We start from the raw sequence: 14,699 nt of genomic DNA, 5'->3' as shown, positions 1-14,699 counted from the left end.
ACTTTGTTGCGGAGCACAAGCCTTTTCTATCCGGCGCGCGTGGTACCAATCGCCGAGCGCACCGCCGCCGCCATACCTTTGCCCGTAATGGCGTTCATCGCTCGCGTGACGGCCACGTATAGAATGTTGAGCTCTTCGGCGCGGCCATCCGGCCCGGCCTCGTCCAGCACGTCAAAGAAGTCCTCGCCCAAACGGACATTTAAGTACTCCAAACCCTTGGCCGCATGCGCCGTCATCACTGCGACATCGGCCCGCTGCGGCGTATCCACCAGCGCCGTTTTCATGGCCTTTAGCTTCTTTGAAAAATCGCCTGGATCCTGGTCGATGATTTTATAGGCCAGTCGCATGTCCCGGTCCATCTGATCGCCACGAATACTGTCACCCAGCGCATTCCAATTGGGGTAACGCTTTAATTCCGGATGTTCGACCTTGTCCGCTTTGCCTAGCTTTAGCCAGAACAGCTGCCACAACAGGTAGCTGTCGGGCTTTTTCGGGCAGTAGACCTTTTTGCCCCGATTGGCATAGCTGGCAATCATCTGTACGCAGCCGGCGTTGGTGCGGCAAATAGCAGCCAACTCCGGTTGATGGGGCGCGGGGCTCGCCGGTCCCGCGGCACGCAAACGCAGCGTGTGGGCATTGGCGGCTAAAATATCGTTAGCTAAGGCCGTCACCGCGGGCGAACAGCGAAAGGTCGTGCTCAGTTGGCAAATGGTCCAGTCTAGGCTGTGGCGCATACGCTGCATGGCGTCGATTGAGCCGTTCCAACCATAAATAGCCTGGGCGCTGTCGCCGACTAAAATAACCTGTACGCCGGCGCTGCGATGCCGCTGAATGATGTTCAGCATTAAGGGGTTAAGGTCTTGGGCTTCGTCCACTAGCAGCAACTTAATCGGCAGCAACGGACCACTAAGGCCAAACAATCGCAGCATCTCGTTGAAACCAAAAGTCAGGTAGCGGCCGTCGGTAAAGTCCTGCCACACGGCCGCGCCGGCTTCACTCAGTAAACGTGGCAGTGCCGACTGCTCGACCAACTGCTCCAAAAACACGCGCTGTTTAGCGGTCTTTATTTGCAGACTCAGGGCCTGGGCGATGCCCTCGGCCAAGGCTGGCAATGCCAGCATGGGATCGACTTGGGTCAGTAGCTGTTGCCAGGCCCGACCGGCGATTAAGCGCAATTCGTTTGCGCCGACCCGGCCTGGTGAATCATCGGTGCCAAAGCGGGCGATCCAATCGTTAATGTCGCGCGTGGGCCAGCGATCACCAACCGCCTCCATCAACCCCATGACCATGTCACGACTGGCATGGGCGTTGGACAGGTCCATATCGGACTGGCGCAGGTGTTCGGGCAAGTGCTTCAAGGCCAGGGCATGCAGGGTCTTCGATTCAACCCAATTGGGGAAGCGCTGTTGGGCCTGGTTGGCGATGCCACGGTTAAAAGCTAGGTAAAGGGATGCGCAGGGGTGGTACTGGGTGATCGCCACCAGGGTTGAGGTCTTGGAGGCGCCGGCGCCGGCGGCGATCCACAGGTGCTCACCGCGACAGGCGGCCTCGATGATTTGTTGCTGCTCATCGGTCGCCGGATGCTGGCCGATTGCCAGCGGTTGAGCGCTCATGGCCCGCTGCAGTTGGCGCCAAATGGCACGCTTGTCGCCACCTTGGCCCAATCCACGTGCAGCATCGGAAAAGGCAGTCGCGATCACACCCTTGGTTTCGCAGGCCGCCACGAACTCAGCCACGGCGCCACGCTGATCCGGTGCGGTTGAAAAGCTGTGTGCGACCTGGTCAAGCCACTCAATCGCGCTATGTTCGCGCCGTGCCAAAAGCGCACGCAGCTGCTGTTCTAAATCCAAAATCGAGGTCTCCGGTGGCGGAGACGCACCCTACCCCAGCACCGCCAAGCCGGCTAGGGTGTGTTGGCGATTTCGCCTGGGCACTAGCCAGCCCAAGTCTATTGATCTATACAGCTCAGGTTTTTAAACCACTTTGAATTAGGGACTGCAACATGGCGTTTACATTGGGATGGGAAGAGTGGTTATCACTGCCTGGATTGGGATTGCCGGCGATACGAGCAAAGGTCGACACCGGGGCCAAAACATCGGCCTTGCACGCCACGGTGATCGAACCCTTTGGGCCCGCAAGCAAGCCGCAAGTGCGTTTTTTGATTCAGCCCGACCCTGAAGACCCGACCCTAGAAATCACCTGCTCGGCGAACGTAATCGATCAGCGCCAGGTCACCAGCTCCAACGGTCAAACCGAAATGCGCTACGTAATCGAGGCGGATGTCGAAATGGGCGATCGACGCTGGCCGATCGAAGTCACTCTGACCAACCGCGAGAACATGGCCTATCGCATGCTGCTGGGGCGCTCGGCGATCAGCGAAGACATGCTGGTCGACCCGAATAGCTCGCTGGTCCAGCCGACCCTGAGTTTCAGCGCGTACAAAGGCACCCGCCGCAAACGCCCGGTCAAGCGACCGCTGCGAATTGCGCTGCTGTCACGTGAACCGGGCAATTACTCGAATCGACGCCTGGTCGAGGCGGCCGAGGCGCGTGGCCATGTGATTGAAGTGCTGGACACCAACCGCTGTTACATGCGCATCACCTCGAACATGGCCGAGGTCCACTATGACGGCAAGGTGCTACCGCGGTTTGACGCGGTCATACCGCGCATCGGCGCGTCGGTGACGGCCTACGGCGCCGCCGTGCTGCGCCAGTTTGCCGCGACCGGTGCGTATTGCCTGAATGACGCCGCCGGTATTGTCGCCAGCCGTGACAAGCTGTTGGCGCACCAGATTTTGGCACAGGCCCGCATCCCCATGCCGGTGACCGCGTTTGCCAATAGCCCCAAGGTGACCCGCGACTTGATTAACCTAGCCGGCGAAGCCCCGGTGGTGGTCAAGCTGCAACAATCGACCCAGGGTCGTGGCGTGGTACTAGCCGAGACGCGCAAGGCCGCCGAAAGCTTGATCGACGCGTTTCGCGGACTGGAGGCGAACTTTTTGGTTCAAAGCTTCATCAAAGAGGCATCCGGGGCCGACACCCGTTTGCTGGTGATCGGCAATAAAGTGGTCGGCGCCATGCAGCGCCAGGCCCAAGAAGGCGAGTTCCGCTCGAACCTGCACCGGGGTGGTCAGGCCTTGGCGATTAAAGCCAGCAAAGAACAGATGTCGATCGCGCGCAAAGCCACACGCCAGCTAGGGCTGGCCGTGGCAGGTGTTGATTTAGTCGACAGTGCCGACGGGCCACTGGTGCTGGAAGTCAATTCATCACCCGGCTTGCAGGGCATCGAAGCGGCCAGCGGCGCGGACATTGCGTCGCTGGTGATCCAGCACATTGAACGTCATGTCCGAACGCTGGGCCCGGCGCGCGACGTCAAGGCTACTCGAACTCCATCTGAGTAAAGACACGGCCCGCATTGCGCGCCGCTAATTCAGCGTAGGTATGCCAATGCGCATACTGGCGCTGGTCGATTTTGTAGGCGTCGTCCAACGAGCCGCCCTCATCCAGCAGGATTTGGGCTTGTTCGCGCAGGTACAGCAAGTAATCCAAGGTGCCCGCGGTGACCGTCGCCATATCAGTCGGACCACCGTGCCCGGGCACAATGACCATATCGGCCGCATATGCCTGAAAGTCTCGGAAGGTCTCGACCCAACCGGCACTGTCCGTCTCGTCAAAGATCGGCGGCATGCGCACGTGAAACGCCAGGTCCCCCGCCAGCACCACCTGGTCCGCCGGCACGATGACGGCCATGTCGCCGGGCGAATGGGCCGGACCAAACACCCGCAACTCGACCGCCAAACCGCCCAGATCAACCGTCAAGGCCTCGTCGACAGTCTGGTCGAAGTCAACGATGTGCACGGCATAATTTTCGTCTTGGCGAGCCCGCCGCGTGGTTGCGATGTAGTCCCCGGCGCGATCCTCAATTTCATGCTGGGCATCGGTTTGACCAATCAGTGTCGCGCCCTGCTGCTGCCAATAATGGTTACCAGTAACCGCGTGGCGTTGGCCATTTTCGCTGACGACATAGTCAACCGGCAGGTCCGTCAACGCCCGAATGTGGGCGTGCAAGGCCGCCGCCAACTCATCATTCGAGCCGCCATTGATGACCATTACCGAGGCGTCGCCGATGATGAAACTGAGATTATTGTTGTGACCGTGGTTTTCGAAGGTCGCCGGCTGGGTCGCGCCTATGGCGCTGTACACGTGCTCGCTGACTTGGATCGGCGCCGAATACAGTGGGTTGCCGGGGTACTGATCCAGCGGGCCGTATTCGCCACGTTCAACCGGGGTGCGGTTGTCGTCCGCAGCAATGACAGCGCCGGATAGCAACGCTAGGGCAATAACAGATGTTTTAATTTTCATGGGACAGCCTATGTTGTGAGCAAATTAACATTTGCTTGGACGCAGTGTTTTTTCGTTCAGCGTGCCGTGCGTGCGCAACAAAAGCAACCACCCCTGCTGGGCCTGTGGCTGGGCGCCGTGATACTGTTAAAAAACACACGCACCGGTCGCCAACTGCCTTTGATTGATCCACCCGCCGAACGCTATTACCTGAACAACCTCCAGCGCGCGCTGGATTGGCTACGCCAGTGCCCGCACGCGGCCGCACTGTGCCCGCAAATCGATGAGTTTGAGACGCTACCGGCGGATACCCAGGCGCTGCTGATGCGGCTGGTCATGCGCCAAAAAGCGCACTTTCGCGTCCCCAAGCTGAACTACCCCGAAATTATCGACATGGCTCATGCGCTCGACGCCGGCTGCCAGGCCGGTTGGCTGTCGCTGGATCACGACCTGACCCTGGGCGAGCTGGGTGACTTGTTGAGCGCGGCGGAGCTGCGCGCGCGCTTTGGTGCGGACGCCGGGGTTCGCAAAGGTGATCTGTTGATGCACCTGCAACATGAGGCCCTGCCCGATCAGCCTTGGGATGACTGGGTCCCGGATCTGAGCGACTCGGTGGTTAGCCTGACCTGCCGCGACACCTTTGATCGCTGGCGCCTGGCCTTTTTCGGCAGCCTGTACCATGACTGGCAAACCTTTGTACTCGAACAGCTAGGAGTCATGCGCTACCAAGACGTCGAGCTGGTCGGTGCGGGCTTTGAATCCGCCGTCGAATTCGAGCAGTGCTGGCAAATTAGCCAGTGGGACGGGCTCCAACCACTGCCGGCCGATCCGGCTGGACCACTGGCGTCACGCCGCCGTAGCAGTGCGTTGTATGCCCGCGGCCGCGAGCGGCAGCGCCTGGGTCAATGGGACTTGGCCCTGGACGACTACCGGGCCAGTAACGCACGCCCCCGAATCGCGCGGGTGTTGGAACAGCGCGGTGACCTGGCGCTGGCCTACCGCTTTGCGCGGCGCGTGGTCGCACGTCCCCACTACCCGGCCGAAGCCACGGCGGTGGCCAAGTCTTTGCCTCGGCTGGCCAAGGCCGTCGGTTACCCAGCCCCGGCGCGCGCACGCAACAGCGTGCCCACCGAGGCAATGGTGCTTGCTTTCCGCCCAAACGTGCGTGTCGAAACGGCCGTGGCCGAGGCCTTGTCCGCTGACTCAGGACAGGCCTTTTGGGTCGAGAACGGGCTGTTTCCCAGCCTGTTCGGGCTGTTGTTTTGGGACGCCCTGTTCGCGCCCCGTCCGGGCGCGTTTTTTCATCCCTTCCAAAGCGCCCCAGCGGATCTGTATTCCAGCGACTTCGAGTCGAGCCGCCAAACACTGATCGATCAGGCCTTCGCGTCACTGGACGATGACAGCCACCGCGTTCGGATCCGCCAACGCGCCAAGCACAGCCGTGGCATTCAAAATCGTCTGGTCAATTGGTCGGTGCTAACGCCACCACTGCTGGAGCTGGCGCTGGACTGTTTGCCAGCGGACGACCTGGCGGTGATTTTCAGGCGGCTGCTGGATGACATCAAGCGCCATCGAAGTGGGTTCCCAGACCTGATCGTGTTTGACAGCTCCGCACGCAGTTACCGACTGGTTGAAGTCAAAGGCCCCGGCGACGCCCTTCAGGATCACCAGCGCGCATGGCTTGGATTTTTTAATCATCACCGCATTGACGCCACCGTCGTCAACGTGAGTTGGGCATGAACTACCCCGTCAGTGTCCGCGGCCTGGCCGCGTTTACCGCCAAACTGGGCGACTTGGACCTTCGCTTCACCCCAGCCCCAAGTGCCATTGACGGTATACGTGGGCACCAAGCGGTGACGGCTAAACGCGCCGCCCACTGGCAGCCCGAAGTCAGCCTGTCGCTGGTGTGCCAGGGAATCGAGCTAAGTGGCCGCTGTGATCTGTGGAGCTCAGAGGTCGGCCGCGTGGAGGAAATCAAGACCCACCGCGTGCCGATCGAACGCATCCCGGACAACCACTGCGCGCTGCACTGGGCCCAAGCCAAGCTTTACGGGGCCATGCTGTGTGAGGCCCAGGGCCTTTCTCAGATTGAAGTTGGCGTGCTGTATTACCACGTGGTGTCCGGCGAGGAGACACTCCAGTCCGAGCGTTTCAGTGCCAGCGACTTGGCGACCTTTGTTAAGGTCAGTTGCCAGTCGTTTCGGGCCTGGGCCGAGATGGAGCTGGCCCACCGCCGCCGCCGCGACGCGTTCAGCACGGGCCTAAACTTCCCCTACCCAAGCTTTCGAGTGGGCCAATACGAGTTGGCGCGCGGGGTCTACACCGCTATTTCCAACGGCGCGTCGCAACTGGCCCAGGCCACCACGGGCATCGGCAAAACATTGGCGACGCTGTTTCCAGCGGTCAAACAAATGGCCCGCGGCGAGCTGGACCGGGTGTTCTTTTTGACCGCTAAAACGCCCGGTCGTGCGCTGGCACTGGATGCGGCTGACCGACTGTCAGGGCGCGGCGAGCAACCGCTGCGGGTGCTGGAACTGGTGGCCAGGGACAAAGCCTGCGAGCATCCGGATAAGGCCTGTCATGGCGACTCCTGCCCATTGGCCCAAGGATTTTACGACCGCTTGCCCTTGGCCCGGGTCGAGGCCGCCCAAGCGCGTTGGCTGGACCGCGAACGCGTCCGTGAAATTGCGCTGGCCTACCGCGTCTGCCCGTACTACTTGGCCCAGGAAATGTCGCAATGGTGCGACGTGGTGATCGGCGACTACAACTACTACTTCGATGCCCAAGCGCTGCTGCACGCCCGCACCCTAGAGTCGGGTTGGCGGGCCGTGGTCCTGGTCGACGAGGCCCACAACCTGGTCGAACGCGCCCGCGCCATGTACAGCGTGGTGCTGGATCAGGCGGTGCTTGAGGCATCCGCCGCACAGGCCCCAAGCGCCTTGCGTGGCGCATTTAAGGCATTGATGCCGGCCTGGGAAAACAGCTTCGCGCGCCAAACCGCCGCCCGCGCTTACTACCACGAGATTCCCGAGGCGCTGCTTAAAGCACTGCAAAACTTGGTCTCTAAGGTCACCGACTTTCTCGGTGACGCCGCGATACGCCATGACGGGCCTTACATGCAGTTTTATTTTGAAGCCCTGGCCTTTATTCGTCTGGCCGATGTGTTCGCCGACCATAGCGTGCTTGAAGTAACGCTGGATGAATCCGACGCGCTTAATGTGCGCACCCAAATCGCCATTCGCAACCTGATCCCGTCGCCACACCTGGCACCACGGTTCGCCAATGCCGTCAGTAGCACCCTGTTCTCGGCAACCCTAAGCCCGCCCGAATACCACCGCGGCATGCTCGGGCTTGGCGAGCAAACGCGGGTGCTCGATGTGCCCTCGCCGTTTGACCCCAGCCAATTACGGGTGGTGATACCGCCGGGGCTGTCGACCCGTTACAGCGACCGCGCCAACAGTTTGGGTCCGATTGCCGAGCAAATCATCGCCCAGTGCGATTCCGAACCCGGCAATTACCTGGTCTTCGCCAGCTCCTACCACTACCTGCAAGAGTTGCACGCGGCCGTGCAGCAGCGGGCACCGGCACTTGCGACCCAGTGCCAAACCGCCGGGATGAGTGAAGACCAGCGCAGTGAGTTTCTAGCGCACTTCAGCGAGGTCAGTCAGATTTTGGGGTTTGCAGTATTGGGCGGTGCCTTTGGCGAGGGGGTCGACCTGCCCGGCCGCCGTTTGATCGGCGCCTTTATCACGACCATGGGCATGCCGGCCAACGAGCCCTTGACCGAGCTGCTGCGCGAACGCATTGATCAGAACAATCAACAGGGATTTGACTACGCCTACCGTTATCCGGGGCTGCAAAAGGTCGTTCAAGCCGCCGGCCGTGTGGTCCGGACCTTGACCGACACCGGGGTCATTTACCTGTTGGACGACCGTTATCGACGCCATGAAAACAGGCGCTTATTGCCGAGCTGGTGGCGGATTGAGGGTCCCTAGGAACGGGCCGACAAGACGCCCAAAACCTGGGCCAATTCGGCTTTCCAACTTGGCGTTTGGAGATCAAAGGCTTGGTCATATTTGGCTCGGTCCAAGCGTGAATTTTTCGGCCGCTCGACCGTGGTCGGATAGGCGCTGGACGGCACCGGCAACACCTCGATGTCATGATCCAGCAGTCCACGGGCCCGGCCTTGGCGAATGATCTCGCAGGCGAACTGGTGCCAACTCACGTGCGGCAACTGGCTAAAGTGGTAGGTGCCCCACGGTAATGCGCCGGTGTCCCGATAACGGTCCACCATCCCGAGCAAGGCATCGGCAATGGTATCGGCACCGGTTGGGCCACCGAATTGATCATCTACCACACTGAGTTGATCGCGCGTGTCAGCCAGGCGCAGCATGGTCCGCACAAAGTTCGCGCCGTGCGCCGAGAACACCCAGCTGGTGCGCAAAATGATGTGCTCGGGCAATGCCGCCCGCACGGCGACTTCACCGGCGCACTTGGTCTGGCCGTAAATACCCAGCGGTTGGGTCGGGTCCGTTTCGACATAGGGCCGATCGGCCGTGCCATCGAACACGTAGTCCGTGCTGATGTGCAATAACGGTATCCCCGCGCCTGCGCATGCCGCCGCCAACAGCGCCGGCCCGGTCTGATTGCCCGCCACGGCCAGTGCCGATTCGCGTTCGGCCCGATCGACCGCGGTATAGGCCGCAGCATTGATCAGCACATCCGGACGGTGGCGCTCAATCGCCGACTGAATGGAGTGCGGCTGGGTAATGTCCAACGCACCGCGGTCCAATGCCACCAATTCATGCGAGCTGCGCTGAATCAAACTTTGACCGACCTGGCCGTTGGCGCCGGCGACCAAAACTCTCATACGCGGGCCGACTGCTGTTGAAGGGTTCGCAAACTGGGCAATGCTTTGTCCTTGTCCGATAGGGTGGGAGATCGACTGGGCCACGGAATGTTAACGTCTGCGTCGTTCCAAATAAGTCCGCATTCGTCCTCGGGCCGATACAGGTCCGTGCACTTGTATTGAAAATCAGCGACGTCCGTCAGCACATAAAACCCGTGTGCATACCCCGGAGGAATCCACAGCTGTTTATGATTGTCTTCACTCAATTCCGTGCCGACGAAGTCGCCAAAGGTGGCCGAGTCCGGGTCAATATCCACCGCCACATCAAACACCGCGCCGCGCGAACAGGACACCAGTTTGCCCTGGGGGTGTTGACGCTGCATGTGCAGCCCACGCAACACACCCTTGCTAGAGCGCGAATGGTTGTCCTGCACAAACGGCTGGGTAATGCCGGCGTCGCGATAGCGCGCGGCCTGAAAGGTCTCTTTAAAGAAACCGCGGGCGTCACCGAACACCCTCGGTTCAAAAATCAAGACCCCTGGCAAGTTCGTTTCAAGCACCTTCACTGGGCATGTCCACTGTCGCTTTATCGGATGGGTAGTGCACCACCGATCCGCGGACGAGGTATCGGACAGCGGGGCAACCCGGCACCAGCTTACCCTACCCTCATGGCCGACTGACAAATCGTTGACGCAACGAAACGGCTAACCAATCAAACGTATGACGTGCTCAAGGGCGCACAAATTGTGAGACACAGATCACGTTTGTGAGTCGCCGAGGCGATAGTACCAAAGTCCACTTCTACACTCTGGGGTGTCCGAGAAGTACCAACAAACTTGCCGTGATTATCCCGGCCCCAGAATTGAAAACGAGAGTGAACCCTATGAAAAACTTCAAGAAAACAGCTGTTGCCGCCGCCCTTACAGTCTGTGTGTCGGGTGCCATAATATTGCCGAACGATGTTGAGGCTGCCGTTAGAGACTACTCGTCCCTGGTTGAACAGCACGATGGCGGCTTCGCCTCGCAGACCGAGCTGGCGCGTCAGTATATCGCGCAAACTGAGCGCTTCGTGTACTTCTACGACATGTACATCGATCGTTACCGCGAGCGCTACAGCACCCAACCCTGGTTCGGGTTTCTGATCCAAACGCGTGACGATTACCAACAAGAGCTGGACCAATTGACCGCATTTTTGGACAACGCTAACAGCGTACCGGCGGCCCCAGTATTGGTCCGCACCGAGACCGCGGTTGACACCCGCTACGACGTGGTTCGTAGCGCACCCTACGAAGTCGACCGAACTGACACGGTGGTCGAGGAAACCGACGACGGCGCCATTCACATCTACGCGGTCGTAACCCGCGTCATGGAAACCGCGGTCAAGACCACAACCGTCGTCGAAACCACCACCACACGTCATTACAACGACGGCAGCACCGAGGCCGAGACCCACAGTGAAGTGTCCGCGGTGGAGACAACCTACGAGCAGGAAACACAAATCGCACGGCAGCTGATCGAATCCCGTGACATCGCGCCGGAACCCGCACCGGAGCAAGAGGTGGTGTCGGGCCAGGGCTCACCGACCCTAAATGTGATCGCGGCCGACGCCTACATGGCACGCGACGACGTCAACTTGTCACAGACACAAAACTACGTTGACGCCTTTCAAACCGCCTACAGCTTTTTTGGCGCCTCGACCATTTTGAGCAACGAACGCTACGGCAAGTACGGCAATGACCTTGATATCGTCAACGCGCCGGAGGCGTGGGCACGCGGCTGGACTGGCGCCGGCAGCACCATTGCCATTCTTGACACGGGCATCGATGCCGACCACAGCGAATTTGCCGGGCGAATCCTTGATCAACAGTGCTTCACCTCGGCGTGTAACGGTAGCGAAGGCATGGACGACGTCAATGGCCATGGTACCCACGTCGCCGGCACGGCCGCTGCGGCACTGGACGGCATTGGCATGACCGGTGTTGCCCCCGACGCAAACCTAATTATTGGTAAAGTCGCCACCAAGTCGGGCTTCTACGACATGATGGGCATGGCCCAAGCGCTCGGCTGGGCGTCCGAGTCCGGCGCGGCCGTGGCCAACGTATCAGGCGGCTACAGCTTTGGCACCCCGTTCCGCAATGCCGTCACGGCTGCTGGCAACGGCACCTATTCGATTGCAAATCCGGGCAGCGACAGCACGCTGAACGCCTGGGCGACGAATGGCTATTACAACCTGAACCAAGACTCAGCGGGCTCATTGCTGAGCACCATGAAAGCGAACTTTAGCGACAGCGAGATGGTGATGGTGGCCGCCGCGGGCAACCAAGGCTTAGCCTACTCCGCCTACCCCGGCAACTACGCCACCCAGACAAACTCGGACGGCACGCTGACCTTTGGCGGACGCATTCTGATTGCCGGTTCGTATGACGTCAAAACTGACGACCTGTCGAGCTTCTCCAATGCCGCAGGCACGTTGTGCGTCGGTGACAGCTGTGCCACCAGCGACTACCGCGTCAGCGATTTTTACCTGATGGCACCGGGCTCGTTCGTGGCCAGTGCCCAAAGCGGTGGTGGCTACACCGTCAAATCTGGCACCTCAATGGCCGCTCCGGTGATCAGCGGCGCCGTCGCCATCGTTCATCAGATGTGGCCTCACATGAAGGGTGAAAACTTGGCTCAGCTGCTGCTTGCCACCGGTAACAAGAACATCCCCAACTATGACGCAAACCGTCACGGCCAAGGGTTGCTAGACCTGGACGAAGCGACCAGCCCCCAGGGCACCTTGTCCATCCCCACCAGCGGACGTGCGGACGGTGCCACCACCAATGATTTCGGCGCTATCGGGTTAAGTGGAGGCGCCCAGGTGAGCGAGGTCATGAGCTCGCTGATGGTGTTGGACGACTATGATCGCGACTTCTATGTCGATGCCAGCAGCATGGTCACTGCCGTCGACACACGGACGTTCAGTCACACCGTTGCCCATAAAGATTTGATCAACACCAACGCCTATGCCGGCTACGCCACCGACGCGCAACTGGTGGGCGGTGGCAACACCTTGCTGGGTATCAGCGACAACGGCGACGAGATTAACCTGAGTTACGATTTTAACAACGGCCTGAGCCTGGGCTACATGACCGAAACGGGGACGTTTCTTGGCAACACCGCCGACAGCGATTTGATGCGCATTAACGGTGCCACCACTGGATACCTGGGCTACAACTTCGACACCCGCGTAAGCGAGCGAGTGTCGGTATTTGGCGGCGCAAGCGCAGGCTTCACCACCTTAAATATCGACCAGCAATCCATGCTCAAAGGCGCGGACACCGTGATCTCGAACACCGCGAATATCGGCGCACGCTTCAACACAACGGCGGGTGAGTTTGGTGTGGTGGCTGCGTTGCCGGTTGCAATCGCCAGCGGTGACGTCCACTTCCGAACGCCGTCCGACATTGATGCCAGCGGCAATCTGGTCTACCAAGACAGCCGCAGCAACCTGGCCGGTGCAAGTCGCGAATACAACCTTGGCGTGTTCTACAACAACGACATCGGTTCTGCGACCCGCATCAGCGCCTATGCAGAACAGCGTTCGAACTACACCGGCATTGACGGTAAAACCGAAGTTGAAGCGGGCATTCAGTTAAACATCCGCTTCTAAACAACCCCGCACAGACACGCCGCCCTCGGGCGGCTTTTTTTTGCCCGTCAAAACGCAGGGTCATCCACAATCCGAAGCAGGTATTGCCCATACCCGGTCTTGCTCAGGGATTGACCCAACTCGAGCAGATGGCCTCGGCTTAACCACCCGTTTCGAAACGCGATTTCTTCAAGGCAAGCCACCTTCAAGCCCTGCCGCTGCTCGATCGTTTGTATATAGGTGCCCGCCGCCATCAACGAATCGTGTGTCCCGGTGTCTAACCAGGCAAAACCACGCCCCATCACGCTGACATTGAGTTCACCCAACGCCAGGTAGGCGTTGTTAAGGTCGGTAATTTCGAGTTCCCCGCGGGCGCTTGGGGTCACCTGTTTAGCCAGCTCGACCACGCGATTATCGTAAAAGTACAACCCCGTGACTGCATAATTCGATTTCGGCTGGGTTGGCTTCTCTTCGATCGAGACCGCCCGGCCGTTGGCATCAAACTCAACCACACCGAAACGTTCAGGGTCGTTGACGTGGTAACCAAATACCGTGCCGCCACGTTGACGCTGGGACGCCGCTTTTAGCATGCCACTGAACCCGTACCCGTAAAAAATATTATCACCCAGAATCAAACAAACACTGTCATCTGCAATGAACGATTCGCCAATGATAAATGCCTGGGCTAAGCCGTCAGGGGATGGCTGTTCGGCGTAGCTGAGTGAGATACCAAAATCGCTGCCGTCACCCAGCAACTGTTCAAAGTTGGGCAGGTCGTGCGGCGTCGAGATGATGAGTACCTCGCGTATGCCCGCCAACATCAACACCGATAATGGGTAATAAATCATCGGCTTGTCGTAGACCGGCAGCATCTGTTTCGATACCCCCCGTGTGATCGGGTGCAATCGAGTCCCCGACCCGCCTGCGAGGATAATTCCCTTCATTGCGCTAACGCTCCTTTACCCAAGGCATTGGCACTAACCGCCACTGCGAGCCCGCATCATATCCAAAATAAGCCGTCACCCATGGGTTATTAGTACCAGTTCGCCGTAGCGTCACCGCTGCCTGCCGAGCATCGGAAAGTGGAAAGATTCACGACGGTGTTGAGCCCACTATGTGTAAGGAAAATCGACAGACCGAGCCGGCCCTGCGCTTCATCATCGGCCAAAACCCCGTGGCCACTCAGTTCTACCCCGTTTTCAAAATTGGCACGCAACCTGCAAAGCTCTAAGCGCTTCACCACTTAATACACCACAGAGGTAAATCACTATGAGCATTAAACACACGCTAACTGCCGCCGCTTTCGCAACCGCCGGCTTAATGGCCGCCACCGGTGCAAGCGCCGACGTGGTATTCCCAGACAGCATGGTCGTCGGCTATGGCGAACCTACCCAGGTTTCTAACTATGCCATCGGCGGCAGCTTCCCGGGCCTCGACGACAAACTCACGGTGGCCGTCAACGGCACACCCACCCGCGTTAACCTGTCGTTTGACAGCTGCGGCATTATCGACGGCGGCAGCCTGCTGTTCCTGGGCAACCCGCTGTGCGGAACCAGTGGCACTTCGACCAGCACCACCTCGACAATTTACGCATCGCTGAAAGACGCCGCGGATGTTGAGGTCTGGGGGTCATTCTTGAACATCGCAGCCGGCCCGCAATTTAGCGCCTCACTCGCTGGTCTATCGGGTATCTACACGCTGGTGCTGAATCCGTCGGCTGGCATCACCGGCGGCAACGTCGACATCGCTATTGCTGCGGTACCGATTCCCGCAGCGGCCATCCTGTTTGGCACGGCATTGGCTGGTTTCGCTGGCTTCTCGGCTCGCCGAAAAGCGGCCTAATCGACCCAAGGGTCCAGGCAAGAAAAAACGCCGGCTA

General features: G+C 59.7%; 10 protein-coding genes and 1 pseudogene. 6 read left to right on the top strand and 5 right to left on the bottom strand.

The window, feature by feature from the left end:
- Nucleotides 1-26: 26 nt before the first annotated feature.
- The gene (locus GH975_RS05945; protein WP_153713643.1) at nucleotides 27-1,850 is read right to left on the bottom strand and encodes a UvrD-helicase domain-containing protein; all 1,824 of its coding nucleotides are present in this window, start codon (nucleotides 1,848-1,850) and stop codon (nucleotides 27-29) included.
- 152 nt (nucleotides 1,851-2,002) lie between these two features.
- Between GH975_RS05945 and GH975_RS12025 the strand changes: the two are divergent.
- Nucleotides 2,003-2,407: pseudogene (locus tag GH975_RS12025) on the top strand (ATP-dependent zinc protease family protein); the annotation flags it as partial.
- Nucleotides 2,408-2,476: 69 nt separating this feature from the next.
- A complete protein-coding gene (gene rimK, locus GH975_RS05940; protein ID WP_211365877.1) occupies nucleotides 2,477-3,400 on the top strand; it encodes a 30S ribosomal protein S6--L-glutamate ligase in 924 nt (307 codons plus the stop codon).
- Here the strand turns inward: rimK and GH975_RS05935 are convergent.
- Nucleotides 3,378-4,361: an MBL fold metallo-hydrolase gene (locus GH975_RS05935; RefSeq protein WP_211365852.1), complete on the bottom strand. Its 984-nt coding sequence runs from the start codon at nucleotides 4,359-4,361 to the stop codon at nucleotides 3,378-3,380. The two genes, rimK and GH975_RS05935, sit on opposite strands and share 23 nt — an antisense overlap.
- 15 nt (nucleotides 4,362-4,376) lie before the next feature.
- Here GH975_RS05935 and GH975_RS05930 point away from each other — a divergent pair, with 15 nt between their 5' ends.
- Nucleotides 4,377-6,080 carry a VRR-NUC domain-containing protein gene (locus GH975_RS05930; RefSeq protein WP_153713641.1) on the top strand — a complete coding sequence of 568 codons (1,704 nt, stop codon included), beginning with the start codon at nucleotides 4,377-4,379 and terminating at the stop codon, nucleotides 6,078-6,080.
- Nucleotides 6,077-8,335, top strand: a complete 2,259-nt coding sequence (locus tag GH975_RS05925) for an ATP-dependent DNA helicase (protein ID WP_153713640.1) — start codon at nucleotides 6,077-6,079, stop codon at nucleotides 8,333-8,335. The genes GH975_RS05930 and GH975_RS05925 overlap by 4 nt, the downstream gene beginning before the upstream one ends.
- Here the strand turns inward: GH975_RS05925 and rfbD are convergent.
- Nucleotides 8,332-9,210: a dTDP-4-dehydrorhamnose reductase gene (rfbD, locus tag GH975_RS05920; protein WP_153713639.1), complete on the bottom strand. Its 879-nt coding sequence runs from the start codon at nucleotides 9,208-9,210 to the stop codon at nucleotides 8,332-8,334. The genes GH975_RS05925 and rfbD overlap by 4 nt on opposite strands.
- Complete coding sequence (rfbC, locus tag GH975_RS05915) at nucleotides 9,207-9,755, bottom strand: dTDP-4-dehydrorhamnose 3,5-epimerase (protein WP_153713638.1); 549 nt, start codon at nucleotides 9,753-9,755, stop codon at nucleotides 9,207-9,209. Before rfbC ends, rfbD begins: the two co-directional genes overlap by 4 nt.
- Before the next feature lie 317 nt (nucleotides 9,756-10,072).
- On the opposite strand from rfbC, the gene GH975_RS05910 reads away from it, so the two are divergent.
- Nucleotides 10,073-12,841 (top strand): S8 family peptidase, encoded by a 2,769-nt coding sequence (locus tag GH975_RS05910; RefSeq protein WP_153713637.1) that lies wholly within the window; start codon nucleotides 10,073-10,075, stop codon nucleotides 12,839-12,841.
- A 47-nt stretch (nucleotides 12,842-12,888) separates the two neighbouring features.
- On the opposite strand, the gene rfbA is transcribed toward GH975_RS05910, so the two are convergent.
- Nucleotides 12,889-13,764: a glucose-1-phosphate thymidylyltransferase RfbA gene (gene rfbA / locus GH975_RS05905; protein ID WP_153713636.1), complete on the bottom strand. Its 876-nt coding sequence runs from the start codon at nucleotides 13,762-13,764 to the stop codon at nucleotides 12,889-12,891.
- Nucleotides 13,765-14,089: 325 nt separating this feature from the next.
- Here rfbA and GH975_RS12345 point away from each other — a divergent pair, with 325 nt between their 5' ends.
- Nucleotides 14,090-14,662 (top strand): hypothetical protein, encoded by a 573-nt coding sequence (locus tag GH975_RS12345; RefSeq protein ID WP_153713635.1) that lies wholly within the window; start codon nucleotides 14,090-14,092, stop codon nucleotides 14,660-14,662.
- Nucleotides 14,663-14,699 lie beyond the last annotated feature (37 nt).

The organism is Litorivicinus lipolyticus, from assembly GCF_009650135.1.
Lineage (GTDB): Bacteria > Pseudomonadota > Gammaproteobacteria > Pseudomonadales > Litorivicinaceae > Litorivicinus > Litorivicinus lipolyticus.
Note: the sequence above shows the minus strand (reverse complement) of the source record. Positions and strands in the feature narration are given on the sequence as shown.

What these genes read in the sequence shown, in the direction of transcription:
- GH975_RS05910 (WP_153713637.1), top strand. Translation starts at nt 10,073, where the DNA reads ATGAAAAACTTCAAGAAAACAGCTGTTGCCGCCGCCCTTACAGTCTGT.
- GH975_RS12345 (WP_153713635.1), top strand. Translation starts at nt 14,090, where the DNA reads ATGAGCATTAAACACACGCTAACTGCCGCCGCTTTCGCAACCGCCGGC.
- GH975_RS05925 (WP_153713640.1), top strand. Translation starts at nt 6,077, where the DNA reads ATGAACTACCCCGTCAGTGTCCGCGGCCTGGCCGCGTTTACCGCCAAA.
- rfbD (WP_153713639.1), bottom strand. Translation starts at nt 9,210, where the DNA reads ATGAGAGTTTTGGTCGCCGGCGCCAACGGCCAGGTCGGTCAAAGTTTG.
- rfbA (WP_153713636.1), bottom strand. Translation starts at nt 13,764, where the DNA reads ATGAAGGGAATTATCCTCGCAGGCGGGTCGGGGACTCGATTGCACCCG.
- GH975_RS05935 (WP_211365852.1), bottom strand. Translation starts at nt 4,361, where the DNA reads ATGAAAATTAAAACATCTGTTATTGCCCTAGCGTTGCTATCCGGCGCT.